This is a genomic window from Aeromicrobium sp. CF3.5 (genome assembly GCF_051262695.1).
Classification (GTDB): Bacteria; Actinomycetota; Actinomycetes; order Propionibacteriales; family Nocardioidaceae; genus Aeromicrobium.
Window position 1 is genome coordinate 89,469 of sequence record NZ_JBIMEZ010000001.1, and the last position, 26,548, is coordinate 116,016.

Here is a 26,548-nt window from a genome sequence, read left to right on the forward strand (position 1 = left end):
GATCAGACCCTCTCTGATGGGTGGGAGACGTCCAGCGGCAGGTCGGCCAGTGCCAGGAACCGACGCGCCATGGCGGCCCCACCGTCGGCGTCGCGCACGATCAGCATCACGGTGTCGTCGCCCGCGATCGTGCCCAGAAGGTCTGGCTGCGCGGTGTGGTCGATGGTCGAGGCAAGGTACTGCGCGGCGCCCGGCGGCGTGCGCAGCACCACGAGGTTTCCGGTGGAGTCGGCCGAGACGAGCACGTCGCGGGCCAGCCGCTGCAACCGGTTCTGAGCCGCGTCGGTCGACTCGGCCGAGCGAGGCGTGCGATCGCCCCCCTCCGCCGGCACCGCATAGACCAGCGAACCGTCGGTGTGGCGCACCCGGACGGCATCGAGCTCGACCAGATCACGTGACACCGTGGAGGCCGTGGCCGTGACGCCGTGGCTGTCGAGCAGGACCGTCAGATCTCCTTGGGACCGCACCGTGTGTCGCCCCAACAGATCGATGATGAGCTGTTGCCGCGCTGCCTTGGTGGCCGGGATGCTCATGCGCGCTCCAGCAGCCAGACCAGCAATGCCTTCTGGGCGTGCAGACGGTTCTCTGCTTCGTCCCACACGGCGCTCTGCGGACCGTCGAGCACCTCGGCGGCGACCTCCAGGCCGCGGTAGGCCGGGAGGCAGTGCAGCACGATGGCGTCGGACGCAGCCAGGGCCATGGCCTCCGGCGTCACCGCGTAGGGGCCGAACAGAGCCAGACGTGCCTTCTTCTCGGCCTCCTGCCCCATCGAGACCCAGGTGTCGGTGATGACGACGTCAGCGCCCGTGACGGCCACCACCGGATCGTCGGTCACGAGCACTGATCCCCCGGTCGTGCCGGCGATGTTCTCGGCCTCCGTGAGGATCGCGGGGCTGGGGTGATATCCCTCGGGCGCACCGACCCGCACGTGCATGCCGGCCGTGGCTCCGCCGAGCAGGTAGGAGTGCGCCATGTTGTTGGCACCATCTCCCAGGAACGCCACCGTGAGGCCGGCGAGGGCGCCCTTGCGCTCGATGACGGTCTGCCAGTCGGCGAGGATCTGACACGGGTGGAAGTCGTCGCTGAGGGCGTTGATCACCGGCACACCCGCGTGCTCAGCCATCTCGACGAGCCCGGACTGGGCCGACGTGCGCCACACGATGGCGCTGGTCATGCTGCCGAGCACACGCGCGGTGTCGGCCACCATCTCGCCGCGCGCCCCCTGGGTCATGGCCGTCTCGAGGATGACCGGGTGGCCACCCAGATCGGCGATGCCGACCGCGAACGAGACCCGGGTGCGCGTGGACGCCTTGTCGAAGACGACCGTGACGCTGCGCGGCCCGGCAAGCGGGGTGCGCGCGTACGGCGCTGCCTTGATCTCGGCCGCGAGCGCCAGCACCTCGGCCTGCTCGGCCGGGCTGAGGTCGTCATCGCGCAGGAAGTGCCTCACGAGGACGTCCCGGCCGGCGCAGCAGGCACCGTGTCGAGCAGCTCGCGCAGGATCGCCACGGCGTCGTCGGCCTGGTCGGCGGTGAGGATCAGCGGCGGCACGATGCGCAGACGATCGGGGGTGGGTGCATTGACGATCAGGCCGGCCGGGAGCGCAGCCTTCATGACCTCGGCCGCCACTGGATCACTCAGCACGACCCCGAGGAACAGGCCCCGCCCGGTGATGTCGGTGACGCGGGGGTGGTCGCCCAGCCCGTCACGGAACCGCTGTCCGATCTCGACGACGTGCGCGAGCAGCTCGTCGCGCTCGATGGTGTCGATCACCGCGAGGGCTGCGGCGGTGGCCACGGGATTGCCACCGAAGGTGGTGCCGTGGTTGCCCGGTTGCAGCAGCATGGCCGCCTCGTCGATGCCGATGCAGGCTCCGATCGGGACACCCCCACCCAGTCCCTTGGCCAGGGTCAGCAGGTCCGGCACGACGCCGGAGGCGGAGTACGCGAACCACTCACCAACGCGACCCATGCCTGATTGCACCTCGTCGATCCACATCAGGGCACCGTGGCGCTGGGTGATCTCGCGAACCTTCGCCAGGTAGTCGTCGGGCGGCACGATGACGCCGGCCTCGCCCTGGATCGGCTCGATGACGACTGCTGCGACCGTGTCGTCGACGATTGCCTCGAGCGCCTCGGCATCGCCGTACGGCGCCCAGAGGACGTCGCCGGGCAGCGGCTCGAAGGGGGCCCGGTAGGCCTCCTTCGAGGTCAGTGCGAGCGAGCCCATCGTGCGACCGTGGAAAGAACCGTGCGTGGCCACGATCTTGGTACGACCGGTGCGACGGGTGGCCTTGAGCGCGGCTTCGTTGGCCTCGGCACCGGAGTTCGCGAAGAACACCCGACCCTGCTGGCCGACCAGCTCGAGGAGCTTCTCGGCGAGACCCACCTGTGGCTCGGTGGCGAAGAAGTTCGAGACGTGCCCCAGGGTTGACATCTGGGTGGACACCGCCTCGACCAGAGCCGGATGGGCGTGGCCCAGGGCGTTGACCGCGATGCCGGCCAGCAGGTCGAGGTAGCGCTTGCCATCGGCGTCCCAGACGTAGCAGCCCTCACCGCGCACCAGGACGGTCTGCGGCGGGCCGAAGGTGTTCATCACCGCGTGCGTGTAGCGCTCGGTCCACTGCTGGGCCGAATCGTGCTGCGTCGAGCTCATGCGTCGTCTCCCGTGGCGCTCGTGGTGTACAGCGCCGTGCGGATGCGCGTCTCCACGCCCGGCACCACCTGGGTGCCGACACCCTCGTCGGTGAACATCTCCAGCAGCACGGCGTGCGGGGTACGGCCGTCGATCACCGTGGACCGCTTGACGCCGTCCTGGACCGCCTTGAGGCAGGCGGTCATCTTGGGGATCATGCCGGTGGCCAGGCCGGGAATGATCTCAGCGAGCGCCTCCGGGCTGATCTCGCCGATGACGTCGGTGCTGTTCGGCCAGTCGGCGTACAGGCCCTCGACATCGGTGAGGACCAGCATCTTCTCCGCGCCAAGGGCTGCGGCGAGGGCAGCAGCCGCGGTGTCGGCGTTGACGTTGTGGACCTGACCATGCTCGTCCGGAGCGATGGTCGAGACCACCGGGATGCGGCCGGCCTCGATCAGGTCGAGCACGGCCTCGGGACGGACGCCCACGACCTCGCCGACCAGCCCGATGTCGGTGGGCTCGCCGTCGATGACCGGCTTCCACTGCTTGGCCCGAAAGAGGCCACCGTCCTCTCCGGACAGCCCGACGGCCAGGTCGCCGTGCTGGTTCAGCAGCCCGACCAGCTCGCGGCCGACCTGACCGGTCAGCACCATGCGGACGACCTCCATGGCCTCGGGCGTCGTGACGCGCAGGCCACCCTTGAACTCCGACTCGATGCCGAGGCGATCGAGCATCGAGCTGATCTGCGGACCTCCGCCGTGCACCACGACCGGCTTGAAGCCGGCCAGTCGCATGAAGACGATGTCCTCGGCGAACGCCTGCTTGAGCGACTCGTCGGTCATGGCGTTGCCGCCGTACTTCACCACGATCACCTTGCCGTGATAGCGCTTCAGCCAGGGCAGCGCATCGGCGAGGGTGGCGGCCTTGTCGGTCGCCTTCTTCCACTCGTCGGGATGCCACTCGTGGTCGGGGTCGGGAAAATCAGTGCTCATGTCTGGATTCTTCTCTGGTGTCATGTCAGCTGGAGTAGGCGGAGTTCTCGTGGACGTACGCCGTGGTCAGGTCGTTGGTCCAGATGGTGCCCGTGCGATCGCCCGACTTGAGGTCGATCGTCACCGAGACCGCGCGATCGGTCAGGTCGATGGTGTTCGGGGACTCCCCCGGCCCGCTGTTGCGGCAGACCCACACGCCTTGCAGGGCGACGTCGAGATCCGCCGGGTCGAAGGTGGCCTGAGTCGTACCGACGGACGCCAGGATGCGGCCCCAGTTGGGATCCTTGCCGTAGATCGCGCACTTGAACAGGTTGCTGCGCGCCACCGAACGTCCCACCTCGAGTGCGTCGTCCTCCGAGGCGGCACCCACGACCTCGATCGCGATCTCGTGGTCGGCGCCCTCGGCGTCGGCGAGCAGCTGCATCGCGAGATCGTGGCATACCGCGGTGACGGCATCGGTCAGCACCTCGACGTCCGGGGAGACTCCCGAAGCTCCGCTGGCCATGAGGAGGACCGTGTCGTTCGTGGACTGGCAGCCGTCGGAGTCGAGGCGGTCGAAGGTCTGTGCCGTGGCGGCGCGCAGTGCAGCGTCGGCGGTGACGGGATCGACGTCGGCGTCGGTCGTGATGACCACGAGCATCGTGGCGAGGGCCGGGGCGAGCATGCCAGCGCCCTTGGCCATGCCACCGACGATCCACCCCTCATCGCCGAAGTCGGATGCCTGGGCCACAGCCTGCTTGGCCACCGAGTCGGTGGTCATGATGGCGGCGGCCGCAGCGTCACCGGCGGTGTGGTCGAGCCCGTCGATGGCTGCCCCGACCCCGCCGAGCAGGGCGTCGCGATCGTTGAGCAGGCCGATGAGGCCCGTGGAGCACACCTGCACCTGGACCGCGCCGACGCCGAGGCGTTCACCGACCAGCTCTGCGGTCTGGTGGGTGATGGCGAACCCGTCGGCGCCGGTGTAGCAGTTCGCGCCACCGGAGTTGATCGCCACGGCCTTCGCCGTGCCGCCCTTGATGGCCTCTTCGCTCCACAGCACCGGATTGGCCTTGCACCGGTTCGACGTGAAGACGGCTGCGGCCGACTGGGTGGGTCCGTCATTGACCACGACGGCGATGTCGGCTGCGCCCGTGCTCTTGAGACCGGCAGCCACTCCCGCGGCCCGGAATCCCTGCGCTGCCGTGACGCTCATGGTGTTCCTCCGGGTGTGAAGATTCCCAGGAGAACCCCCGAAGCTGACACTTCACCCCTGTTGCAACGAGGGTGAAGCGTCAGGTTTCTGGGGGACGCCTGGAATATTTCGGGGTGCTCCTGGGAATCTTGGGACGTACTCATGGTGCGACTCCTGTGGACGGAAGGCCCGTGGTCTCGGGGAGACCCAGGGCGATGTTCATGGACTGGATGGCACCGCCGGCGGTGCCCTTGACCAGGTTGTCGATGACACTGGTGACGACCAGGCGGCCGACCTTGGCGTCGATCGCGACCTGGATCAGAGCCGTGTTGGAACCGGTCGTGGCCGCGGTCGAGGGCCACTGGCCCTCGGGCAGCAGGTGCACGAAGGGCTCGTCTCCATAGGCCTGCTCGAAGACCTCGCGAACCTGCTCGATCGAGGTCCCGGTTGCGATGCGGGCCGTCGAGGTCGCCAGGATGCCGCGCGCCATCGGCACCAGGGTCGGTGTGAAGGAGATCGAGAAGTCACTGGCTCCTGCCTTGGTGAGGTTCTGTGCGATCTCCGGGACGTGGCGGTGGCTGCCTCCCACGGCGTAGGGCACCGCGGCACCCAGCGCCTCGGAGGCCATCAGGTGCGGCTTGGCGGCCTTGCCTGCGCCGGAGTAGCCGTTGGCCAGAACTGCGACGATGTCGGTCGGGTCGACCAGCCCGGCAGCGATCGCGGGCTGGAGGCCGAGCGTCACGGCCGTGACGTTGCAGCCGGGAACGGCGATGCGGTCGACGCCGACCAGGTGGTCGCGCTGACGCCCTGGACCCACGATGAGCTCGGGCAGGCCGTAGGCCCAGGTGCCGGCGTGCTCCCCGCCGTAGTACTCAGTCCAGTCGTTGGCCGATTCGAGACGGTGGTCCGCCCCGAGGTCGATCACGAGCGAGCTGTCACCGAGCTCGGCTGCGACGGCACCGGAGTGACCGTGCGGCAGCCCCAGGAAGACGACGTCGTGTCCACCCAAGGTCTCCGCGCTCGTCTCGACCAGCATCCGGTCGTGCAGCGGGGTCAGGTGTGGTTGGTGCTCGCCCAGTCTCGATCCGGCGCTCGACGCCGCGGCCAGGGCACCGATCTCGATGTGGGGGTGGTCCAGCAGCAGGCGCAGCACCTCGCCACCGGCATAGCCGCTGGCGCCGGCCACCGCGACCGTGAACTTCTTGGAGTCGTTGACGTCAGGCATGGTCAGTCCGTCCCAGATTCCATGGCGGCAGCATCCAGCGACTGCTCCTCGTCGGCGCCTGCTGACGGGTTCGCCTCGATGCGCATGGCACCACCGGCCGGCAGCTCGCCGAACAGGGTGCCGTTCTCCACCAGCACCTGCCCCTGGTCGAGCGGCTGGGACGCGTACATCTCGAGCTTGGCGCGCGAGTCGGCGATGTCGAGATTGCGCATCGTCAGCTGGCCGATGCGATCGGTCGGCCCGAACACCGCGTTGTCGGTGCGCTCCATCGAGAGCTTGTCGGGGTGGTAGGAGAACGCCGGACCCTGCGTGTCCATGATCGAGTAGTCCTCGCCGCGACGCAGCCGGATCGTGACATCGCCAGTCACCAGCGAGGCGATCCACCGCTCGATCGACTCACGCAGCATCATCGCCTGCGGGTCGAGCCAACGGCCCTCGTACATCAGCCGGCCGAGCCTGCGGCCGTGCTGGTGGAAGTTGGCGATCGTGTCCTCGTTGTGGATGGCGTTGACGAGCCGTTCGTACGCGATGTACAGCAAGCCCATGGCCGGGGCCTCGTAGATGCCGCGGCTCTTGGCCTCGATGATGCGGTTCTCGATCTGATCGGACATGCCGAGGCCGTGGCGACCGCCGATGACGTTGGCCTCGTGGACCAGGGCGACGGGGTCGTCGTACCGCACGCCGTTGATCGCGACGGGGCGTCCCTCCTCGAAGGACAGCGTGACGTCCTCGGTGACGACCTCGACCTCGGGGTCCCAGAACTTCACGCCCATGATCGGTTCGACCGTCTCCAGCGAGACGTCGAGGTGCTCGAGCGTCTTGGCCTCGTGGGTCGCACCCCAGATGTTGGCGTCGGTGGAGTAGGCCTTCTCCTGGCTGTCGCGGTACGGCAGGCCGCGCTCGACGAGCCACTGGCTCATCTCGGTGCGGCCGCCCAGCTCGGCGACGAACGCAGCGTCGAGCCACGGCTTGTAGATCTGCAGCTCAGGGTTGGCCAGGAGCCCGTAGCGGTAGAACCGCTCGATGTCATTGCCCTTGAAGGTCGAGCCGTCACCCCAGATGTTGACGTCGTCCTCGTGCATGGCGCGCACGAGGAGGGTGCCGGTGACGGCGCGGCCCAGCGGCGTCGTGTTGAAGTAGGTGCGGCCGCCCGAGCGGATGTGGAAGGCGCCGCAGGCCAGTGCGGCCAGCCCTTCGTCGACCAGCGGACGCTTGCAGTCGATCAAGCGGGCCAGCTCGGCCCCGTACTCCATGGCGCGACCGGGCACGCCGGAGATGTCGGGCTCGTCGTACTGGCCGATGTCGGCGGTGTACGTGCAAGGGATGGCGCCCTTGTCACGCATCCACGCGACCGCGACGGACGTGTCGAGGCCTCCGGAGAAGGCGATGCCGACGCGTTCGCCGACGGGAAGACTGGTGAGTACCTTGGACATGCTCACAGTATTGCACAACTCTGCAATATCTTGCAGTCTGGGTGGCGTGGCTGTTGGTGAGGTCGGCGGTTCGCCGTGAAGTCAGGAGCGGAGGGTCGCGCCGAGTCGAGCCGCAGCGGAGACCGCAGCCTCTCGGGAGGCCTTGATCTCCTCGTCGGTCAGGGTGCGGTCGGGAGCCCGCAGGCGCAGCGCGAAGGCGAGCGATCGATGCCCCTCGGGCACCTGGTCGCCGACGTAGACGTCGAACAGCCTTACCGACTCGATCAGCGGGTCCGCACCGCGCAGCGCCGCGGCGACCGTCTCGGCCGGGACCTCCTCGGCCACGACGAGGGCCAGGTCCTCCTTGGCGACGGGGAAGGCCGAGAAGTCCGGACGCGGACCGACCACCGGGGCGGCTGCGATCAGCGCGTCGAGATCGATCTCCGCGGCCGCGACGACACCGGTCAGGTCGTGATCGCGCACGACGCGCGGGTGCAGCTCACCGGCGTAACCGATGACCGTGCCGGACCCGGGCACATCAGACACCGTGCCGGACCCGGGCACATCAGATGCCGCCCGCACGACGATCTCGGCGCAGCGACCGGGATGCCACGGCGCCCGCTGGGCCTGTCGGACCACGAGGTCGACGTGGAGCGACTCTGCGATGCGTCGCACGATCGCGAGTGCATCGGACCAGCCGGCCGTGCGGCCCGTGGTGCTCCAGCCCGAGCGCTCGCGCTGACCGTCCAGCACGAAGGCAAGATGCTGGGGCTGGTCCGGCAGAGCAGCGGCGAAGGCTGCCATCTGCTCGGCGCTCGGCCGGTGGTCGACCGGCAGGATCGGGGCCTCGGCACCGGCCGGCTTGGGGTGGAAGACCCGTCCGAGCTCCATGATCTGGACGTCGGGGTGCCCGCGCCCGACGTTGAGCGTCAAGGCCTTGAGCAGCCCGGGAAGCAAGGTGGTGGTCATGCCAGGTTCCTCGGCCGAGAGCGGGTTCTCCAGGAGCACCTGCTGTCGCCGGGAGTCGTCGGCGGGCAGACCGAGACGATCAAGCGCGGTCGGCCCGGTGAACGGGAAGGTCTTGACCTCGATCAGTCCGGCGCCGGCGGCGACCAGGCCGACACGCCGCCGCAGCTGCTGGGCGTGCGTGAGGCCGCGGCCTGCAGGTGCTGGCGGCAGGAGGGACGGCACCTGGTCGTAGCCGACGACGCGCAGAACCTCCTCGACGATGTCGTAGGGGTCGGTGAGATCGGGTCGCCACGGCGGCGGCGTGACGGCCAGCGTCGCGTCGGTGAGCTCGACCGTGCAGGAGTTGGCCCGCAGCGCCTCGACGCACGTGGCCGCATCGATGTCGACGCCGCTGATGCGGGCCGGCAGGTCGGCGGGAAGGGTGACCGTCGCCCTGGCAGGAGCCTCACCGACGATGGTGACACCGCGGCCGACCGTTCCGCCGCCGAGCTCGACCAGCAGCTCCGCCACGCGGGTGGCGGCGCGCGCCTGCAGCGTGACGTCGATGCCCCGCTCGTTGCGCCTGGAAGCCTCCGACGAGAGCTTGTGTCGGCGCGCCATGCGGAACACCGTGGGCGGGTCGAAGGCGGCGCACTCGATCACGATGTCGGTCGTGGTGCCGTCGATCTCGACGTGGGCAGCGCCCATCACGCCAGCCAGTCCGATGGGCCCGGCGTCGTCGGCGATCAGCAGATCTGCAGGATCGAGCACGCGCTCGACGTCGTCGAGGGTGGTGACCTTCTCACCTGCCCCCGACCGCCGCACGGTGATGTCGCCGCGGATCTTGGCGCGGTCGTAAGCGTGGTTCGGCTGGCCGAGCTCGAGCATCACGTAGTTGCTGACGTCGACGGCCAGCGAGATGGGCCGCATGCCCGCCGCCGTGATCCGATCGACCAACCAGGCAGGACTCGGGGCGGTGGGATCGAAACCGGTCACCTCCCGCGTGACGAACACGGGGCATGCCTCGGGGTCGTCGACCCGCACGGGGTACGACGGTCCCTCCACGTCGACCGTGACCTCTGCGGGGTCGTGGAACAACACGCCGAGCGCGATGGACGCGTCGCGGGCGACTCCACGCATCGACAGGGCATAGGCACGATCGGGATTGACCTCGAGATCGAGCACGACCTCGTCCAGCCCCAGCAGACCGATGGCGTCGTCGCCGGGCTGGGCCGATCCCGGCTCGAGCACGATGATGCCGTCCGCGCCGGACCCGGGCACCATGAGCGGGGAGTCGCCGGTTCGACCGATCTCGGCCAGCGAGACGATCATGCCGTCCGAGACGTGGCCGTAGGTCTTGCGCGCACCGATCTCGCCGTGCTCGATGACGTGGGCCAGCGCGGGCAGCCGGGTACCCGGCAAGGACACGACGACCAGATCGCCCTCGACGAAGTTGTGGGCGCCGCAGATGATGCCACGGGACGGCACGTCGCCGCTGCTCCCATCTGCCGCCTCCGGTGCGGGGGGAGCGTCCGGCGTGCTCGGGTCGTTGTGCTCCCCCACGTCGACGCGGCACCAGTTGATGGTCTTGCCGTTCTTCTGCGGCGACTGAGCCAGCGCCAGCACGCGACCCACCACGAGCGGACCTGAGATGCCCGACGACACGATCTCCTCGAGCTTGAGGTCGAATGCGGTCAGACGTGCAGCCAACGCCTCGGCCGTGAGGTCGGCTGGCAGGTCGACGTACTGGCGCAGCCAGCTGATCGGCACTCTCACAGCTCAACTCCGAACGGTTGGGTGAAACGGATGTCGCCGTCGAACAGATCGCGCAGGTCGGCGATGTCGTAGCGACCGGTGATGGTGCGATCGAGCCCGATGCCGAAGGCGAAGCCCGAGTACTTCTCGGGGTCGACCCCGCAAGCGATGAGCACGCGCGGGTTGACCACTCCGCAGCCACCCCACTCGACCCAGCCCTCGCCGCGGCAGGTGCGGCAGGCCGCGACCTCGCCGGGCCTGCCCTTGCACACGTAGCAGAGCAGGTCCATCTCGGCGCTCGGCTCGGTGAAGGGAAAGTACGACGGGCGGAAGCGCGTGACCATGTCATCGCCGTAGATCGCCTGCGCGAAGTGGTCGAGCGTGCCCTTGAGGTGCGCCATCGAGAGGCCCTCGTCGATGGCGAGGCCCTCGACCTGGTGGAACACCGGCGAGTGCGTGGCGTCGAGCTCGTCGGTGCGGAAGACCCGGCCCGGGCAGATGACGTAGAGAGGTGGCTCGCGGTCGAGCATGGTGCGCGCCTGCACCGGTGAGGTGTGCGTGCGCAGCACCATTGCGGCCTTCTCGGGCGACACCCAGAAGGTGTCCTGCATCGTGCGCGCCGGGTGGTCCGGGCCCAGGTTCAGCGCGTCGAAGTTCAACCACTCGGCCTCGACCTCGGGGCCCTCGGCGACTTCCCAGCCCATGGCCACGAAGATGTCGGCGACGTGTTCCTGGATGGTGGTCAGCGGGTGGCGCGCTCCGACCGGCTCGACATCCCACGGCAGGGTGACGTCGACGCGCTCCTCGATCAGCGCGCGTTCCTCCTCGGCCGCCTCGACCTCGGCGGTGCGCGCGGCCAGCGCCTGCTGCACGGCGCCACGAGCCTGCCCGATGAGCCGACCCGCGTCCTTGCGGTCCTCGGTCGGCAGCTGCCCGATGCCACGATTGGCCAGAGCAAGAGGCGACTTGTCCCCGCTGTGGTCGAGTCGCACCTGCTTGAGATCGGCGAGGGTCACGGCAGCGTCGATGGCAACGACCGCCTCGTCGCGCAGTCGGTCGACTTCGTCGGCGGTCGGTGCCGCGGGCGTGGACATGCTGACCTCTTTCCGGGGGACTCGTGCAGGGGTGTGATGCAGGTGCCGACCGAGTCTATCGAGCGTCAGTCGGCCCCGATCAGTCGCTCAGTGTCTCGGGCTCGTTGATCGGAAACCAGACGCGAACGTTGGCGCCGCCACCGTCGGCATCCTGGATGTCGATCGATCCACCGTGCTGCTCCACGATGCCGCGCACGATGTACATGCCAAGGCCGCTCCCCTGGCCGGGGCCGGAGCGCCAGAAGCGGCTGAACACGCGCTGGCGCGTCTCGGCGGGGATGCCAGGACCCCGGTCGTGGATCTGCAACGAGACCCCACCCTGGTAGTCGGGGTGCACGGTGTTGTGCACCAGCACTCGGGTCAGTCCGAGGCCGTGACGCATCGCGTTCTCGACGAGATTCGTGACGACCTGGGTCATGCGATCCGCATCGCCCCAGATGACGGCCAGGTCGGGTCCGACCTCGACGGGAAATGACTCGCCGGATCCTGCGGAGACATTGGTCAGGACCCGAGACACCACCTCGTCGAGACGGACGGGTCCCCGCCGCAAAGTCAGCCGGCCAGCATCGATGCGCGCTGCGTCGAGCAGCTCGGTGATCAGGCGGGTCAGACGATCGGCGTCCGAATCGACCGTCTCGAGCATCAGCTGACGCTGCTCCTCGGTGAACTTGTCCCACTTCGAGAGCAAGGTGGAGGTGAATCCTTTGATCCCGGTCAGCGGTGATCGCAGCTCGTGGGCGGCCGTCGCGACCAGGTCCGAACGCTCCCGGTCGCGCTGATTGCGGACGCGGGCGTTGCGCACGCTGACGATGACGCGCTGGACGGCGCCAGCGGGTCGATCGCGCACGAGTGATGCGGTGATCAGGTACTCGCTACCGCGGGGTGACCACCATGCGGTCTCCGACAGTCGGCTGCGATGGGCGTATCCGTCGTACGGCTGCGTGCAGTCGTACCAGGAGTTCCCGTTCAGGTCGTCGAACGGAACAGCAGTCGACAGGTGCATGCCGATCATCTCGTCATCGACGGCCTTGGACATCTCCTTGATGCGGTCGTTGACGTACTCCACGATGCCGTCCGGGCCCGCGATGATGACGCCATCGGGATGATCATCGATGTCCATGACGGGCCAATCTAGTACGCGGTGTCACCTCTGCCACTCCGCGCTGGCGTCAGCGATGACGCGCGGCGGCCGAGGCGTACAGGCACACCGCCGCGGCAGTGGCGAGATTCAGACTCTCCGCCCGCCCGTAGAGGGGAACGGCCACGACGTGGTCAGCCAGCGCGCGGGTCCCCGTCGGCAGGCCCCAGGCCTCGTTGCCCATCAGCCACGCGGTCGGCGCCGCGAGATCGAGGGCTGGATCGAAGAGCCCGACGTCACCGGTGCCGTCCGCCGCCAGCACCTGCAGTCCTCGGCCCTGCAGCTCGGCGAGAACTGCGCCGATGTCACGTTCCACCAGCACCGGGAGGTGGAACAGACTCCCGGCCGTGGCGCGTACCGCCTTGGGATTGAGCGGGTCGACGCTGTCGCCCGCCAAGATCACGGCGTCCGCACCGGCGGCGTCGGCGCACCTGATGACGGCACCGGCATTGCCGGGATCGCGGACGTCGGCACAGACCACGACGAAACCGGCTTGGCCGGGCAGCTCGGAGAGCTGACCGATGGTGCTGCGGCACCGCGCCACGATGCCCTGGGGGTGGACGGAGTCCGCCACCGCAGCGACGACGTCGTCGTCGACCTGCACCCAGGCGTCACCTGCCGAGGCGACCAGCTCGGGATGACGACTCGTGGCCTCGCCGGTGGCGAAGACCTCGAGGACGACTCCGGGGATCTGCAGCGCTTCACGCACGGCCTGGGGTCCCTCGGCGAGGAACTCCCCGGTCTCGGCCCGGAACGCACGAGTGGCGAGCCGCCGACTGTGCTTGACGCGTCCAGAACGAACGGTCACGACACGATCAGGCGTGCTCGCCACGGGTGGTGGGTGTCTCAGGCAGACGCAACAGGTGCGTTGACGTCGGCCGGAAGTGCTGCCCGAGCGGTCTTGACCAGGGTCGAGAACACAGCAGGCTCGTGCACGGCGAGGTCCGCGAGGACCTTGCGGTCGACCTCGACACCCGCGAGCCGCAGCCCCTGGATGAAGCGGTTGTAGGTCATGCCCTCGGCGCGAACCGCAGCGTTGATGCGCTGGATCCACAGGCGACGGAAGTCACCCTTCTTGGCGCGACGGTCCCGGTAACTGTAGACCAGCGAGTGGGTGACCTGCTCCTTGGCCTTGCGGTACAGGCGTGAGCGCTGACCGCGGTAACCCGAGGCGCGCTCGAGTGTGACGCGACGCTTCTTCTGGGCGTTGACTGAACGCTTGACGCGTGCCATGTCGGTACTCCTTGGATCTGTGGGTCAGGCGGGTTTAGAGGCCGAGCATCTTCTTGACGCGGGCGGTGTCGGACTTCGCGACGTCGGTGGTGCCCTCAAGGCGGCGCTTGCGGGTGGACGTCTTGTACTCGGCGAGGTGCCGACGGTTGGCCTGCTCGCGACGGAGCTTGCCGCTACCGGTGCGCTTGACTCGCTTCTTCATCCCCGAGTGGGGCTTGAACTTAGGCATCTATGCCTCCATGTCCGGGTCGAGGTTCTCTGAACGACGACGTGGCTTCTTGGGTGTGGCGGTCTCGTGATGGGCCTCGCGGTGCGCCTTGTCGGCGGCCTCGTCGGCCTCCTTCTCAGCAGCGCGTTCGGCGGTGGTGATCGCCTTCTCGGCCTTGACCTCGGCCTGGGCCTCGGACTTCTTCTTGTGCGGCCCGAGCACCAGCGTCATGTTGCGGCCGTCCTGGCGGGCGTTGGACTCGATGAAGCCGAGATCCTCCACGTCGGCGGCCAGACGCTGCAGGAGCCGGTACCCGAGCTCGGGTCGGTGCTGCTCGCGTCCGCGGAACATGATCGTGATCTTGACCTTGTCGCCCCCCTTGAGGAACCGCACGACGTGACCCTTCTTGGTGTCGTAGTCGTGCTGGTCGATCTTGGGACGCAACTTCATCTCTTTGATGACGGTGTTGGTCTGGTTGCGACGCGACTCGCGCGCCTTCTGTGCGTTCTCGTACTTGAACTTGCCGTAGTCCATGAGGCGACAGACCGGCGGACGAGCCGTCGGTGCGACCTCGACGAGGTCAAGGTCTGCCTCGGCGGCAAGCCGCAGGGCATCTTCGATGCGAACGATGCCGACCTGTTCTCCGCCTGGACCGACAAGACGTACCTCGGGCACGCGGATTCGGTCGTTGACGCGCATCTCTGTGGTGATGGATCCTCCTGGGGTTCGTGGGTGGAGGTCCATCGGTGTCCGGACAGAAAAATGGCCTCCGTCGAAACGGAGGCCACGGTTCCACGACCGGCGGAGCGTGTCCGCGAGTGATCGCAGTCAGACGACAGACCGGACGAACCGGCACCATCGACTGGCAAGACCCCACGATTTCTCAATCATGCAGGTGGGAGTGGCCTCCACTTCATGTGTCAGCCTATCAGGCGTTGTCCTCGCCGGTGAAATCACGCCGAGGCGTCCGGTCCGGCATGACGTCCTCGACCAAGATGCCGATGACCACGCGCATGGCTCGCCGCCTGATCCGGCCCGAGCAGGGAGTCAACCCTGGTGGTCAAGCAGTCCGCGGGCCGCGCGAACCAGGCCGTTCGCGCGATCGCCGTCTGACCTCGTGCCGGACATCGAGCGTCAGGAGCTGGGGCGGTCCTGCCGCGCCGTCAGCTCGACGACCGTGAAGGTGGGGCTGCCGAGGTCGAGCAGGATCGCACTGGCTCCCTCGTCGAGGGCCGCCTGGGCGGCGCCCGAGCCGAGCACCGGCACCGGCCGGGCGTCTGCACTCCAGTGCGTCATGGTCGAGGTGCTGCTGAACGCGAGCAACGCGGTGCGCCCGTCGGCGCCGGTCATCAGCACCGCCGCCATGTCGGCATTCTTGTCACCACCGGTCGGAGTGCTCTCGCCGAGGATGGGCACGATCGGGACGAACACGCGTACCTCTGGCAGAACCTCGAAGACCGCTGCGTCGTCGCCGAATGCAGCCTCGAGCCGCGGATCGACCAAGCCGTCGTCCCCGGGGAACTGCGGCTCGGCCAGGGTGCGGTCGTGGCTCATGACTCGCCATCGGTGTCGAGCTCGCGACGGAACTCATCGACCCGGAACTGCTCGAGCCGGGTCTGCAGACTCCCGACGGCCGCACGCGCCGACGGCCCGTCCGACGCCTGGATCGCGAACAGCATGATGCGATCGTCGTCGGTCGTGACCAGGGTGGGCCAGGGAGCGCCCGTGTTCAGGCTGAAGCCCTCGATGTCGCTCCAGGCCACGTCGTGCCGCTTGTACCCGTTCGTCACGCGCATTCCAGCCTCGTCGGCCGTGACCCGACTGCGTCCCACCCCGTGCAGCATCACCATCGTGGCGATCAGGAACAGCGCCAGGGTGACGAGCTCAGCCGGCGTGAAGGTGATGTCCTCGGGCAGCGCAGCCCCGATGACGGCCGTCATGACCAGCAGGATCACGGCCACGCCGTAGGCGACGTAGCGCGATCCCCCGGGCCTCCAGCTGAGTGACGACACGCTCAGATCCGACACGCGAGGATGTCGGTGACGAGGATGCCGCGGGCCCCGACGCCGTACAGGTCGTCCATGACCTTCTGGGCGTCGACCCGCGGCACCATCGACCGCACGGCGACCCAGTTGTCCCGATGCAGCGGGGAGACCGTTGGTGACTCGATACCAGGCGTCAGGCTGATGGCCTTCTCGGCGGCGTCGGAGGGGATGTCGTAGTCCATCATCACGTAGGTGCGAGCTGTGATCACGCCGTCGATGCGCCGGCGGAACACCTCGAAGCCGTCTGCTGCTTCAGGGTCACGCCGCGTGATCAGCACGGCCTCCGAGGACAGCAGCGGCTCGCCGAAGACCTCGAGGTCGGCCTGCTTGAGCGTGCTGCCCGTCTCGACGACATCGGCGATGGCATCGGCCACACCGAGACGCACCGAGGACTCCACCGCTCCGTCGAGCCGCACGACCTCGGCCTCGATGTCGCGCGCGCCCAGGAAAGACCGGACGATGCCGGGGTATGACGTCGCGATGCGGCAGCCTGCGAGGTCCTCGACGCGGGTCATGGCCCCCGTGGGTGCTGCAAAGCGGAAGGTCGAGGCTCCGAAGCCGAGGGTCGCGTCCTCGACCGCATCGGCGCCCGAGTCCAGCAGGAGGTCACGGCCCGTGATGCCGACGTCGAGCGTCCCCTCGCCGACGTAGATCGCGATGTCGCGCGGACGCAGGTAGAAGAACTCGACCCCGTTGTCGGCGTCGATCGTGACCAGGTCCTTGGGGTTGCGCCGTTGACGGTAGCCCGCCTCGGACAGCAGCTCGGCGGCCGACTCGGCCAGGGCGCCTTTGTTGGGGACGGCGACTCTCAGCATGGGATGTCCTCGGGAGCTCTGCGATGGGTGAGGGGGCGTCGGGTGAGGGGGCGGGCGATCACAGGTGGGCGTAGACGTCGTCCAGCGAGATTCCGGCCGCGAGCATCATCACCTGCGCGTGATACAGCAGCTGGCTGATCTCCTCGGCCGTGCGCTCGGGGCCTTCGTGCTCGGCAGCCATCCAGGACTCGGCGGCCTCCTCGACCAGCTTCTTGCCGATCGTGTGGACACCGGCATCGAGCTCGGCGACGGTGCGCGAGCCCTCGGGTCGGTCACGCGCCTTGGCGGCGAGCTCCGCGAACAGATCGTCGAAGGTCTTCATCGAGCAGGAGTCTATCGGCGCGCCGCGAGATGCAGCAGGTCGGCATTGCCGCCGACCTCCTCGTCGTCAGGACCGACCAGCACGTCCTCGAGCCCGATGCGTGCCTGCACACCCCAGGCAACCGCACAGTCGAGCACCGGCCACGCCGACAGGCCCTCTCCGTGCAGCAGGATCGGGACCTCTCGATCGCCCAGGCGCTCGACGACCAGGTCCACCAGACGACGGGCGAGCTCGGTCTGGTCCGGAGAGTCCGAGAGCTCCAGCAGGACGCATGCTGTGCGTTCGGGCCACGGCGAGTCCGCCCAGCGACGCGTCGACTCCTCGGTCCAGAGTCCGGCGTGCATGCGGACGCCACGTTCGACCAGGGCCTCGGCGATCTGCTCGGACTCACGCTCGTGCCAGTTGACCGACGCGTGATCGGGCAGGACCGACCAGGAACGGACGGCCTGGGGGGCCGACAGTCCTCCGCACCACGCCCAGGCCCCCGTCGTGACGCCGACCGGCAGGTCGCAGACGGCTCGCACCGCGCCAACCCACCGTGCGACGTCGTCGGCGACGAGACTGTCGCGGCCGTCAGCGGTACGGGGATGGATGTGCAGGTCGTCGGCGCCGGCCTCGACCGCGGCGACGGCCTCGGCCGCGCATGCCTCGGGCGTCACGGCGATCACCGGGTGCTCGTCGCTGCTGCGCGCGCCGTTCAGGCAGGCCTGCACGGTTCACCCTTCCTGGCGGTCTTCACCCAGCGAAGTCTAGGCGGACCGGAGGACACCAGGGAGCCCGGTCACCATGTGGCACACGCCGCGCGGGGTCAGCTGCGCAGCGAGGGCAGTCGATCGATGGTGGCTTCCGCCTCGGCGATGATCTCGTCGATCACGTCCTGGACGCTGCCGACGGAGTCGATGAGCCCCTGGGCCTGTCCGGCCCACCACATGCCGCCTTCCATGTCGCCCTCGGCGAGCACGGCCTGGCGTCCGCGCTGACCCGAGGCGAGTGCGGCGACGTCGTCGAAGGTGGCGCCGTCTCGGCCGGCGATCTCGACGATCTGCTCGGAGACCGAGTTGCGCACCACGCGGGCGGTGTTGTGGAAGTCCCGGAACACCAGGACCGTGTCGCGCTCGTCGTTGGCGACGATCTGCTGCTTGACGTTCTCGTGAATCGGGGCCTCGTGGGTCGCCATGAACCGAGTTCCCATGTTGGCGGCGACGGCGCCGAGCGCCAGGGCCGCGGCCAGGCCCGGCCCTGTCGCGAGGCCGCCCGACGCGATCACCGGGATGTCGAGGGCGCGGACGGCTGCCGGAATGAGGATGAGGCCGGGGACGTCGTCCTCACCGGGGTGTCCGGCGCACTCGAAGCCGTCGATGCTGATGGCGTCGACGCCCTTGCGCTGCGCCGACAGAGCGTGTCGCACCGAGGTGGCCTTGTGGATGACCTTGATGCCCGCAGCGTGGAAGTCCGGAAGGTGGGGCTCGGGGCTCGATCCGGCGGTCTCGACGACCGTGATGCCGGCCTCGACGATCGCCGCGCGGTACTCGTCGTAGGGCACGGGGTTGATCGTGGGCAGGATCGTGAGGTTCACGCCGAACGTCTTGTCGGTCATCTCGCGGGTGCGGGCGATCTCGGCCGACAGCGCCTCCGGCGACGGCTGGGTCAGTGCGGTCAGGAACCCCAGGGCGCCGGCGTTGGCGACCGCCGAGATCAGCTCGGCGGTGCCCAGGCCGGTCATGCCCCCGCACAGGATCGGGTGGTCGACGCCGTACTCGGCGGTGAAGCTCGTGCTGATCATGTGGTGGTCCTCTCGTGAGTGCCGGTCGCTCCGGCAGTGATGAGCGCCGCGAGCGCCCGGTAGGCGGTCGCGTGGTCGAGATGGGTGGCGTCGCTGATGCGTCCGCGGTTGATGGCCTCCATCACCTGGCCGGCGACGACACCGAGAAAACGCGGGTCGATCCCCGGGCCGTGGGACACACCGGCACGCACCAGCTCCTGGACCCGGTCGGCCGCGAGCTCGGTGTTGCGGGTGTAGATCTCGCGGGCCGGCGCAAAGTTCTCCAGATCGGCGAAGAACTCCGGTGACCCGGCAGCCAGCTCGACCGAGATGGCCTCCAGGTAGACGCCGATGGCCTCGACCGGGTCGCGGTGGGGGGCAACAGCGGCCTCGACCCGCTCGGTCGCGCGGCGGAAGAACTCACGCACGACGGCCGCGATCAGCTGTTCCTTGCTGGCCGCGACGGCGTACAGGGTGCTCTTGGAGCACTTGAGCCGCGCGGCCAGATCGCTGAGCGTGGTGTCGGCGAAGCCTTCGGCGCAGAACACCTCGACGAGCTCGTCGAGCACGGCCAGGTGGCGCCGATGCGGTCGCGCGACGGTCTGCACCATGGCCACAACCTACAGCTTTCAGTACCAGAAGGAAGACTCTGGTACCGGACGTCAGCTGCTGCGAGCTCCCGAGCCGAAGGAGCCGATCAACACCGCACGCGTGGCGAGGGCCGCCTCGACCGCCTCGCGCCCCTTGTCCTCGCGGGAGTCCGGCAGTCCGGCCCGGTCGAGCGCCTGTGCGTCGTCGTCGCAGGTCAGCAGACCGAAGCCGATGGGCACACCGGTGTCCAGTGCGACCCGGGCGAGCCCGTCGGTGGCCGCCGCAGACACGTACTCGAAGTGCGGCGTGCCACCGCGGATGATGACGCCGAGGGCGATCACGGCGTCCGCTCCCCCACGAGCAGCTGCCTGACTCACGATGGGCAGCTCAAACGAACCGGGCGAGCGCACCAGCTCGACGTCGGTGACCTGCGCGTCGGCCAGAGCGGCCCGGGCACCGGCGATCAGACCGTCCATCACCTCGGTGTGCCACGACGAGGCCACGATCACGACTCGTGCACCGCTGGCGTCGATCGTCAGGGTCGGTGCTCCCGCTCCACTCATGACCGCTCCTTCGAGCTCAACCCGGGAAGGTCGTGGCCCATTCTCTCGGCTTTCGTCTGCAGGTAGCGCAGGCTGTCAGGATTCGGCTCGATCAGCAGGGGAAGACGCTCGGCCACCTTGACCCCGTACGCCTCCAGTGCCGTGGTCTTGTCCGGGTTGTTGGTCAGCAACCGCACCGACGTGACGCCCAGGTTGCGCAGGATCTGAGCCCCGGCGGCGTAGTCCCGCTCGTCCTCGCCGAAGCCGAGCTCGATGTTGGCGTCGACCGTGTCGGCGCCGGAGTCCTGCAGCTGATAGGCCTGCAGCTTGTGCAGCAGTCCGATGCCACGACCCTCGTGGCCGCGCAGGTACACCACGACCCCGGCGCCGTGGCGGGTGATCTCGGTCATCGCCAGGTCCAGCTGCGGGCCGCAGTCGCAGCGCCGCGAGCCGAGCACGTCGCCGGTCAAGCACTCCGAATGGATGCGGGTCAGCACGTCGGTCCCGGAGTCGAGGTCTCCGTAGACCAGCGCGATGTGCTCAGCACCGTCGATGCGGTCACGGAATCCGTGGGCCGTGAACTCGCCGAACTCCGTGGGCAGCCGAGTCGTGGCCATCCGGTCGGTCTGTGACTCGTGCAGCCGCAAGTGCACCTGGAGGTCCTCGATGGAGACCAGCGACAGCCCGTGCTGGTCGGCGAACTCCCGCAGAGCCGGTAGCCGCTGCAGCGTGCCGTCGTCGTGCAGGACCTCGCCGATGACTCCGGCCTGGGTGAGCCCCGCAAGACGGGTCAGGTCCACCGCCGCCTCGGTGTGCCCGGCACGTTCCAGGACTCCCCCGGGCTTGGCGCGCAGCGGAATGATGTGGCCTGGCTGGTTGAGCTCGAACGGCTCGGTGGCCGAGTCGGCCAGGACCCGGCAGGTGCGGGCCCGGTCGGTGGCCGAGATGCCCGTCGTGATGTTGTCGCGGGCGTCGATCGACACGGTGTACGCGGTGCGCATCTTCTCGCGGTTGTGCGGTGTCATCAGCGGGATGGCGAGCCGGTCCAGGATCTCTCCGGTCGTGGGGGCGCACACCAGGCCGCTGGAGTACCTCACGAGGAACGCCATCAGCTCGGGCGTCGCCTTGCTGGCCGCGAAGATGATGTCGCCCTCGTTCTCGCGGTTCTCGTCGTCGACCACGACGACAGCCTTGCCGTCACGGATGTCGGCGATGGCCTGCTCGATGCTGTCGAGCCGGATCTGCTCACTCATGGGTGTCTCCTTCACGGTGTGTGTCTGCTTGGCGAGCCAGGAGCCGCTCGATGTGCTTGGCGAGGATGTCGACCTCGAGGTTGACCCGGTCACCCGGGACGAGGGTGCCGAGCGTGGTGTCGGCCAGGGTCGTGGGAATCAGGGACACCGAGAACCACGCGGGTTCGTCCGTGGTGCGGTCACGGACCTCGACGACGGTCAGCGACGTGCCCTCGACCGTGATCGAACCCTTGTCGACCAGGTAGCGGGCCAGGTGCTCGGGCAGCTCGAAGCGCAGGACCTCCCAGTGCGCACTGGGTGTGCGATCGATCAGACGACCGGTGCCGTCCACGTGCCCCTGCACCATGTGACCGCCGAACCGCTGTCCCACCGCCATCGCGCGTTCCAGGTTGACCGGGTCCCCGACGCCGAGATCGCCCAGCGACGTCTTGTCGAGCGACTCGGCCATGACGTCGGCGCTGAAGGTCCCGCCGTCCTGGGCCATCACGGTCAGGCAGCAGCCGTTGACGGCGATCGAGTCCCCGTGCGCGGCGTCGCCGGTCACGACCGGCCCGCTCACCGTGAGACGTACCGAGTCACCGAGCGACTCGATCGCGGTGACCGTGCCGATCTCCTCCACCAGTCCGGTGAACATCAGACCAGCTCCTCTCGTGCTGTCGGTGTTGCCATGATGCGAAGGTCAGGTCCGAGGGTTCTCAGGTCGGTGATGTCGAGCCGTCGTCCATCGGTCAGGGTCGTCGCGGCGCTGGCGAGGGCCGAGTGACCGGCCCCGAGGAGCGTGGGCGCGAGATAGGCGATGACGCGATCGACGAGTCCTGCATCCCAGAAGGCACCCGCCAGCCGCGGGCCGCCCTCGAGCCAGACGTGACGGATCTCGCGGTCGGCCAGGGTGGCCAGCACCGCGTGGGGATCACGCGAGGCGACCACGAGGGTCTCGGCGGAGCTGTCGCGCACCCGCGCGGTCGCGGGGATGTCGGTCTGGCCGACCACGACGCGCAGGGGTTGGCGGTCCGGGGCCAGTGGTTGGTCGTCGGCGTCGCGGATCGTCAGTCGGGGATCATCGGCCAGGACCGTCCCGGTGCCGACCATCACTGCGTCGACCTCGGCACGCAGCCTGTGCACGTCGCGGCGCGCCTCGGGCCCGGTGATCCACTGGCTGGTGCCGTCGGGGGCGGCGCTACGACCGTCGAGGGTCGCTGCGTACTTCCAGGTGACGAAGGGCCGGTTCTCGGTGACGGCGAAGGACCAGGCGGCGTTGAGATCGGCGGTCTCATCCACGAGCACACCGCCCTCCACGTCGAGGCCCGCTGCCGCGAGTGCGGCCGCGCCACCGGCGGCGGTCTCGTGAGGATCGGACTGCGCGAACACGACCCGCCGGACACCCGCCTCGACGAGGGCCTGGGAGCACGGACCCGTGCGGCCGGTGTGATTGCACGGCTCGAGGGTGACGACCGCGGTCGCTCCGTGCGCGGCGCCGCCCGCGGCTCGCAGCGCCTCGATCTCGGCGTGCACACCGTGCCGCACCGTCGCCCCGCTGGCGATCTCGCGACCCTCCGGGGACAGCAGCACGCAACCGACCGTGGGGTTCGGAAGGGCGTTGCCGCGCGCACGGGCGATCTCGAGCGCACGACGCAGGGCGTCGATCTCGATGTCGCTGGCCATGTCGTCCTCCGGTGTCGCTGCACGCGCGATCCGGGGACAGGCCACGCACGGGGTGCGTCGCCTGCGTGCGCCTCTCATCCGGACTTTCACCGTCGGCACCGGAATTCCACCGGCTCAACCGGACCCCACCGAGATGGGACCGCGGGTCGCGGACTGTCACCGCCGGTTCGGAATTGCACCGACCCCGGAGCACGCGAGCAATTGCTCGAATAAGTCGATTCTACTCGTCGACGTCCTGCGCCGAGGCGAGGTCTCGCAATGTGGAGATCATGGCGTCGGGATCGTCCGCGCCGAAGACGGCCGATCCGGCCACGAACACGTCGGCACCAGCGGCCGCGCACCGCTCGATCGTGTCGACCGAGACACCACCGTCGACCTGCAGCCAGATCTCGCCACCGTGGCGCTCGATCAGCGTGCGGGTGCGCTCGATCTTGGGCAGGCACAGATCCAGGAAGGACTGACCGCCGAAGCCGGGCTCGACCGTCATGATCAGCACCATGTCGAGCTCACCGAGCATGTCCCGGTACGGCTCAATGGGAGTGGCGGGCTTGAGCGCCATGGAGGCGCGGGCTCCCAGCGCTCGGATCTCGCGAGCCAGCCGGACCGGAGCGGCCGCAGCCTCGACGTGGAACGTGACGCTGCCCGCTCCCGCCTCGACGAACGACGGCGCCCACTGATCCGGGTTCTCGATCATCAGGTGGGCGTCGATGGGCTGCTTCGCCACCTTCGCGAGCGCCTCGATCACCGGCGCGCCCAAGGTCAGGTTGGGGACGAAGTGGTTGTCCATGACGTCCACGTGCAGCCAGTCGGCTCCGGCGATGCGCGCCGCCTCGGCCTCGAGATTGGCGAAGTCCGAGCTCAACATGCTCGGCGAGATCTGTATGCCCACGAGGCGAGCGTAGCCGGTATCCCTGCAGGTATACTCAGAGTATGACCATCACGACGATCAAAGTCTCCACCGAGGTCCGCGACCGGTTGAAGGAGCAGGCGTCGGCCGAGAACCGCACACTCGGTCAGCACCTCACGCACCTGGCCGACCTGGGCGAACGTCAACGCCGCCTCGCACGGGTGCGCACGGCAATCGAGTCGACGTCTGCCGACGACCTGGCCTCGTATGCGGCGGAGGTCGAGAACTGGGACCGGATCGACCGTGCCTGACCTGAGCCCCGGCGACCTCGTCTGGGTCTCACCCGACGTGTCGGTCGGGCGCGAGCAGTCGGGACGGCGCCCTGCGATGGTCGTCGCTGGCACGGACTACCTCCAGGTGATCGACACGCTCGCCATCGTCGTCCCGGTGACGAGCGTGGATCGCGGCTGGCCCAACCACGTGCAGATCGACGGCGGCGATCTACCCCGAGCCTCCTGGGCCATGACCGAGCAGATCCGGACCGTGTCCCGCCAGCGCATCGTCGGGGTTGCAGGCCGGGTCGACGGGTCGACCGTCGAAGCTGTGCGTCAGTGGGTGCGCGACTTCCTGGACTTGTGACCGATACCTGGGGCCCGGGCTGACGAAGGGGTCGAACCTCGACCGGATCGGGTCAGGAGCGGCGCAGGACGGCGAAGAACATCGCGTCCGTGCCGTCGATGTGCGGCCACAGCTGGCGCGTGGACTCCACCTGCACGTCATCGCGGTCCGCCGTGACCGCCTCGAGCACGCCGGTGGTCTCGGCGAGGTGCGGCGAGCAGGTGGCGTAGACCACGACGCCGCCGGGCCGGGTGAGCTCGAGCGCTCGGGCCAGCAGGGCCTTCTGCAACGGCACCAGCTGGTCGAGGTCGGACGACTGCCGCCGCCACCGGGACTCGGGGCGCCGACGCAGGGCACCCAGTCCGGTGCACGGGGCGTCGACGAGGACCCGGTCGAACGACGCCGGCTCCCAGGGTGCGTCACGCCCGTCGTGCACCGTGACCTCGACGTTGTCGAGTCGGCGCACACCCTTGCTGACCAGCACGGCGCGATGCGGCTGCATCTCGTTGGCCACGAGCGAGGCACCGCGCTGGGCTGCGATGGCACCCCACAGGGCCGCCTTGCCTCCGGGCCCGGCGCACAGGTCGAGCCAGCGTGTGTCCGAACCGTCGACCGCGGCGTCGGCGGCAGCGATGGCCACCAGCTGGGAGCCCTCGTCCTGCACGCCCGCGCGGGCCTCGCGCACGGCCTCGATCTCCCCGGGCATCCCGGCGTCGAGAATCCGTGCGTAGGGCGAGAGCAGACCGGGCACACCGGGCAGATCCTCCGCCTCGATCAGACCAGGACGCGCCACGAGCGTCACCTTGGGCGGCTCGTTGTTGGCCATCAGCAGCTTGTCGATCTGCGTGGCGTGGCCGCCCAGTGCGTCGCGCAGCGACTCGACGATCCATCGCGGGTGAGAGTGCCGGATCGCGCGTGCGTCGTCGGCATGCAGGCCTTCGGTGGTGGCGTCGAGCCACCCGTCCAGGTCCTTCTGACCGATCTTGCGCAGCAGCGCGTTCGCGAATGCCACGGGCTTGTGTCCCACCTCGCGACGCACGATGTCGACCGTGGTCGACACCGCGGCGTGCGCCGGCACCCGCATGCTGAGCAGCTGGTGCGCCCCCAGGCGCAACGCGTCGAGGACCGGCGGGTCGATGGAGCCGATGCCCTTGCTTGCGACGCGATCGATGACGGCGTCGTAGGTGCCCCGGCGGCGCAACGTGCCGTGCACCAGCTCGGTGGCGAAGGCGGCGTCGCGTCCCTCGATCTGGTGCTGCACGAGCATGTCGGGCAGCACGAGGTTGGCGTAGGCATCGCGCTCGTCAACAGCGCGCAGCGCGGCGAAGGCGATGGACCGGACAGGATCTGTCATCCCAGCACCGTGCCGTCGGCAGGTCGTGTGCCACGCGCCCAGTCCGCCGCGGCCATCTGCTTCTTGCCCACCGCCTGCACGTCCCCCAGCACGAGGTCGGTCGTCGCGGTACCCACCCGCACCTCACGCTTCCCCACGCCGAGGTGGCCCGGTTCGAGCGTGGAGTCCTCGGCGATGGTGGCCGGGCCGATCTTGAGACGAGCGTCTTCCAGCAGTGTCCAGGCCCCGGGTGCCGGGGTGCAGCCACGGATCTGCCGGTCGATCGCGAAGGCGGGACGATTCCACCCGATCTGGCCGTCCTCGGTCGTGAGCTTGTGGGCGTAGGAGATGTTCTCCTCCGGCTGCGGGACCGCTCCGATGTCGCCGTCCTCGATGTGATCGACGACGTCGGTCAGCAGCGTGCTGCCGAGTCCGGCCAGTCGGTCCAGCAGGATCGCGGAGGTGTCGTCAGGGCGGATGCGTTCGGTGATGGTGCCCAGCACCGGACCTTCGTCGAGACCCTCGACGAGGCTGAACACGGTGGCACCGGTCACCTCGTCGCCGGCCATGATCGAGCGCTGCACCGGTGCAGCTCCACGCCACGACGGCAGCACCGAGAAGTGCAGGTTGATCCAGCCGAACTCGGGGATGTCGAGCGCCTCGCGGCGGATCAGTGCGCCGTACGCGACGATCGGGATGCAGGCCGGATCGATCACTCGGAGGCGGTCGAGGAAGTCCGGGGCCGACGCCTTCTGCGGCGCGAGCACCTCGATGCCGTGGACCCGAGCCGCTACGGCCACGGGGGAGGGACGCAGCGAGCGGCCCCGACCGGCCGCTGCATCGGGCCGCGTGATGACGGCAGCCACTTCGTGTCGGCTGGCGACCAGCGCCTCGAGGCTGGGGACGGCGGCCTCAGGCGTTCCGGCAAAGACGAGTCTCACTCGCCGA

At 69.0% G+C, this 26,548-nt stretch carries 30 protein-coding genes and 1 riboswitch; of the genes, 2 read left to right on the forward strand and 28 right to left on the reverse strand.

Features of this window, described 5'->3' with window-relative positions; translation table 11 throughout:
• Positions 1-2: 2 nt before the first annotated feature.
• From ACHAA3_RS00420 to rpe, 26 genes are all read right to left on the reverse strand, one after another.
• Positions 3-533 (reverse strand): arginine repressor, encoded by a 531-nt coding sequence (locus ACHAA3_RS00420; RefSeq protein WP_435706949.1) that lies wholly within the window; start codon positions 531-533, stop codon positions 3-5.
• Complete coding sequence (gene argF, locus ACHAA3_RS00425) at positions 530-1,450, reverse strand: ornithine carbamoyltransferase (RefSeq protein WP_435706950.1); 921 nt, start codon at positions 1,448-1,450, stop codon at positions 530-532. Before argF ends, ACHAA3_RS00420 begins: the two co-directional genes overlap by 4 nt.
• Positions 1,447-2,655: an acetylornithine transaminase gene (locus tag ACHAA3_RS00430; protein WP_435706951.1), complete on the reverse strand. Its 1,209-nt coding sequence runs from the start codon at positions 2,653-2,655 to the stop codon at positions 1,447-1,449. Before ACHAA3_RS00430 ends, argF begins: the two co-directional genes overlap by 4 nt.
• Entirely contained in the window at positions 2,652-3,626 is a 975-nt protein-coding gene (gene argB / locus ACHAA3_RS00435) for an acetylglutamate kinase (protein WP_435706952.1), read from the reverse strand. Before argB ends, ACHAA3_RS00430 begins: the two co-directional genes overlap by 4 nt.
• Before the next feature lie 25 nt (positions 3,627-3,651).
• A complete protein-coding gene (gene argJ, locus ACHAA3_RS00440; RefSeq protein WP_435706953.1) occupies positions 3,652-4,818 on the reverse strand; it encodes a bifunctional glutamate N-acetyltransferase/amino-acid acetyltransferase ArgJ in 1,167 nt (388 codons plus the stop codon).
• Positions 4,819-4,957: 139 nt separating this feature from the next.
• On the reverse strand, positions 4,958-6,022 hold the full coding sequence (gene argC / locus ACHAA3_RS00445; protein ID WP_435706954.1) for an N-acetyl-gamma-glutamyl-phosphate reductase: 1,065 nt from the start codon (positions 6,020-6,022) through the stop codon (positions 4,958-4,960).
• A gap of 2 nt (positions 6,023-6,024) precedes the next feature.
• Positions 6,025-7,455, reverse strand: coding sequence for an argininosuccinate synthase (gene argG / locus ACHAA3_RS00450; RefSeq protein ID WP_435706955.1), 1,431 nt, complete (start codon positions 7,453-7,455; stop codon positions 6,025-6,027).
• A gap of 81 nt (positions 7,456-7,536) precedes the next feature.
• On the reverse strand, positions 7,537-10,152 hold the full coding sequence (gene pheT / locus ACHAA3_RS00455) for a phenylalanine--tRNA ligase subunit beta (protein ID WP_435706956.1): 2,616 nt from the start codon (positions 10,150-10,152) through the stop codon (positions 7,537-7,539).
• A gap of 2 nt (positions 10,153-10,154) precedes the next feature.
• Complete coding sequence (gene pheS / locus ACHAA3_RS00460) at positions 10,155-11,231, reverse strand: phenylalanine--tRNA ligase subunit alpha (RefSeq protein ID WP_435706957.1); 1,077 nt, start codon at positions 11,229-11,231, stop codon at positions 10,155-10,157.
• Between the two features lie 79 nt (positions 11,232-11,310).
• Complete coding sequence (locus ACHAA3_RS00465) at positions 11,311-12,351, reverse strand: ATP-binding protein (RefSeq protein ID WP_435706958.1); 1,041 nt, start codon at positions 12,349-12,351, stop codon at positions 11,311-11,313.
• 49 nt (positions 12,352-12,400) lie between these two features.
• Entirely contained in the window at positions 12,401-13,177 is a 777-nt protein-coding gene (locus tag ACHAA3_RS00470; protein WP_435706959.1) for a TrmH family RNA methyltransferase, read from the reverse strand.
• Positions 13,178-13,215: 38 nt separating this feature from the next.
• Positions 13,216-13,602 carry a 50S ribosomal protein L20 gene (gene rplT / locus ACHAA3_RS00475; protein ID WP_435706960.1) on the reverse strand — a complete coding sequence of 129 codons (387 nt, stop codon included), beginning with the start codon at positions 13,600-13,602 and terminating at the stop codon, positions 13,216-13,218.
• Between the two features lie 34 nt (positions 13,603-13,636).
• Positions 13,637-13,831 carry a 50S ribosomal protein L35 gene (gene rpmI / locus ACHAA3_RS00480; protein WP_435706961.1) on the reverse strand — a complete coding sequence of 65 codons (195 nt, stop codon included), beginning with the start codon at positions 13,829-13,831 and terminating at the stop codon, positions 13,637-13,639.
• Positions 13,832-14,509 carry a translation initiation factor IF-3 gene (infC, locus tag ACHAA3_RS00485; RefSeq protein WP_435706962.1) on the reverse strand — a complete coding sequence of 226 codons (678 nt, stop codon included), beginning with the start codon at positions 14,507-14,509 and terminating at the stop codon, positions 13,832-13,834.
• A gap of 435 nt (positions 14,510-14,944) precedes the next feature.
• On the reverse strand, positions 14,945-15,364 hold the full coding sequence (locus ACHAA3_RS00490) for an SseB family protein (RefSeq protein ID WP_435706963.1): 420 nt from the start codon (positions 15,362-15,364) through the stop codon (positions 14,945-14,947).
• Positions 15,361-15,822 (reverse strand): PH domain-containing protein, encoded by a 462-nt coding sequence (locus ACHAA3_RS00495; protein ID WP_435706964.1) that lies wholly within the window; start codon positions 15,820-15,822, stop codon positions 15,361-15,363. Before ACHAA3_RS00495 ends, ACHAA3_RS00490 begins: the two co-directional genes overlap by 4 nt.
• Positions 15,823-15,824: 2 nt before the next feature.
• Positions 15,825-16,670: an ATP phosphoribosyltransferase gene (gene hisG, locus ACHAA3_RS00500; protein ID WP_435706965.1), complete on the reverse strand. Its 846-nt coding sequence runs from the start codon at positions 16,668-16,670 to the stop codon at positions 15,825-15,827.
• Positions 16,671-16,728: 58 nt separating this feature from the next.
• Complete coding sequence (locus tag ACHAA3_RS00505; protein WP_435706966.1) at positions 16,729-16,992, reverse strand: phosphoribosyl-ATP diphosphatase; 264 nt, start codon at positions 16,990-16,992, stop codon at positions 16,729-16,731.
• An 11-nt stretch (positions 16,993-17,003) separates the two neighbouring features.
• Positions 17,004-17,705, reverse strand: a complete 702-nt coding sequence (locus ACHAA3_RS00510) for a 3-keto-5-aminohexanoate cleavage protein (protein WP_435706967.1) — start codon at positions 17,703-17,705, stop codon at positions 17,004-17,006.
• Between the two features lie 95 nt (positions 17,706-17,800).
• Positions 17,801-18,775, reverse strand: coding sequence for an NAD(P)H-dependent flavin oxidoreductase (locus ACHAA3_RS00515; protein WP_435706968.1), 975 nt, complete (start codon positions 18,773-18,775; stop codon positions 17,801-17,803).
• On the reverse strand, positions 18,772-19,365 hold the full coding sequence (locus ACHAA3_RS00520) for a TetR/AcrR family transcriptional regulator (protein ID WP_435706969.1): 594 nt from the start codon (positions 19,363-19,365) through the stop codon (positions 18,772-18,774). Before ACHAA3_RS00520 ends, ACHAA3_RS00515 begins: the two co-directional genes overlap by 4 nt.
• Before the next feature lie 51 nt (positions 19,366-19,416).
• Positions 19,417-19,908 (reverse strand): 6,7-dimethyl-8-ribityllumazine synthase, encoded by a 492-nt coding sequence (gene ribH / locus ACHAA3_RS00525; protein ID WP_435706970.1) that lies wholly within the window; start codon positions 19,906-19,908, stop codon positions 19,417-19,419.
• Positions 19,905-21,140 carry a bifunctional 3,4-dihydroxy-2-butanone-4-phosphate synthase/GTP cyclohydrolase II gene (locus tag ACHAA3_RS00530; protein ID WP_435706971.1) on the reverse strand — a complete coding sequence of 412 codons (1,236 nt, stop codon included), beginning with the start codon at positions 21,138-21,140 and terminating at the stop codon, positions 19,905-19,907. The genes ribH and ACHAA3_RS00530 overlap by 4 nt, the downstream gene beginning before the upstream one ends.
• On the reverse strand, positions 21,133-21,774 hold the full coding sequence (locus ACHAA3_RS00535) for a riboflavin synthase (protein ID WP_435706972.1): 642 nt from the start codon (positions 21,772-21,774) through the stop codon (positions 21,133-21,135). The genes ACHAA3_RS00530 and ACHAA3_RS00535 overlap by 8 nt, the downstream gene beginning before the upstream one ends.
• A complete protein-coding gene (ribD, locus tag ACHAA3_RS00540) occupies positions 21,774-22,802 on the reverse strand; it encodes a bifunctional diaminohydroxyphosphoribosylaminopyrimidine deaminase/5-amino-6-(5-phosphoribosylamino)uracil reductase RibD (RefSeq protein ID WP_435706973.1) in 1,029 nt (342 codons plus the stop codon). Before ribD ends, ACHAA3_RS00535 begins: the two co-directional genes overlap by 1 nt.
• 62 nt (positions 22,803-22,864) lie before the next feature.
• A riboswitch (FMN riboswitch) is annotated at positions 22,865-22,998 on the reverse strand.
• A 24-nt stretch (positions 22,999-23,022) separates the two neighbouring features.
• Positions 23,023-23,691 carry a ribulose-phosphate 3-epimerase gene (gene rpe / locus ACHAA3_RS00545; protein ID WP_435706974.1) on the reverse strand — a complete coding sequence of 223 codons (669 nt, stop codon included), beginning with the start codon at positions 23,689-23,691 and terminating at the stop codon, positions 23,023-23,025.
• A 41-nt stretch (positions 23,692-23,732) separates the two neighbouring features.
• Between rpe and ACHAA3_RS00550 the strand changes: the two genes are divergently transcribed.
• Entirely contained in the window at positions 23,733-23,960 is a 228-nt protein-coding gene (locus ACHAA3_RS00550) for a hypothetical protein (RefSeq protein ID WP_435706975.1), read from the forward strand.
• Positions 23,953-24,288 carry a type II toxin-antitoxin system PemK/MazF family toxin gene (locus ACHAA3_RS00555; RefSeq protein ID WP_435706976.1) on the forward strand — a complete coding sequence of 112 codons (336 nt, stop codon included), beginning with the start codon at positions 23,953-23,955 and terminating at the stop codon, positions 24,286-24,288. The genes ACHAA3_RS00550 and ACHAA3_RS00555 overlap by 8 nt, the downstream gene beginning before the upstream one ends.
• Before the next feature lie 52 nt (positions 24,289-24,340).
• Here the strand turns inward: ACHAA3_RS00555 and ACHAA3_RS00560 are convergent, their stop codons facing one another.
• A complete protein-coding gene (locus tag ACHAA3_RS00560) occupies positions 24,341-25,621 on the reverse strand; it encodes an RsmB/NOP family class I SAM-dependent RNA methyltransferase (protein WP_435706977.1) in 1,281 nt (426 codons plus the stop codon).
• The gene (gene fmt, locus ACHAA3_RS00565) at positions 25,618-26,541 is read right to left on the reverse strand and encodes a methionyl-tRNA formyltransferase (protein WP_435706978.1); all 924 of its coding nucleotides are present in this window, start codon (positions 26,539-26,541) and stop codon (positions 25,618-25,620) included. Before fmt ends, ACHAA3_RS00560 begins: the two co-directional genes overlap by 4 nt.
• Between the last annotated feature and the right edge of the window lie 7 nt (positions 26,542-26,548).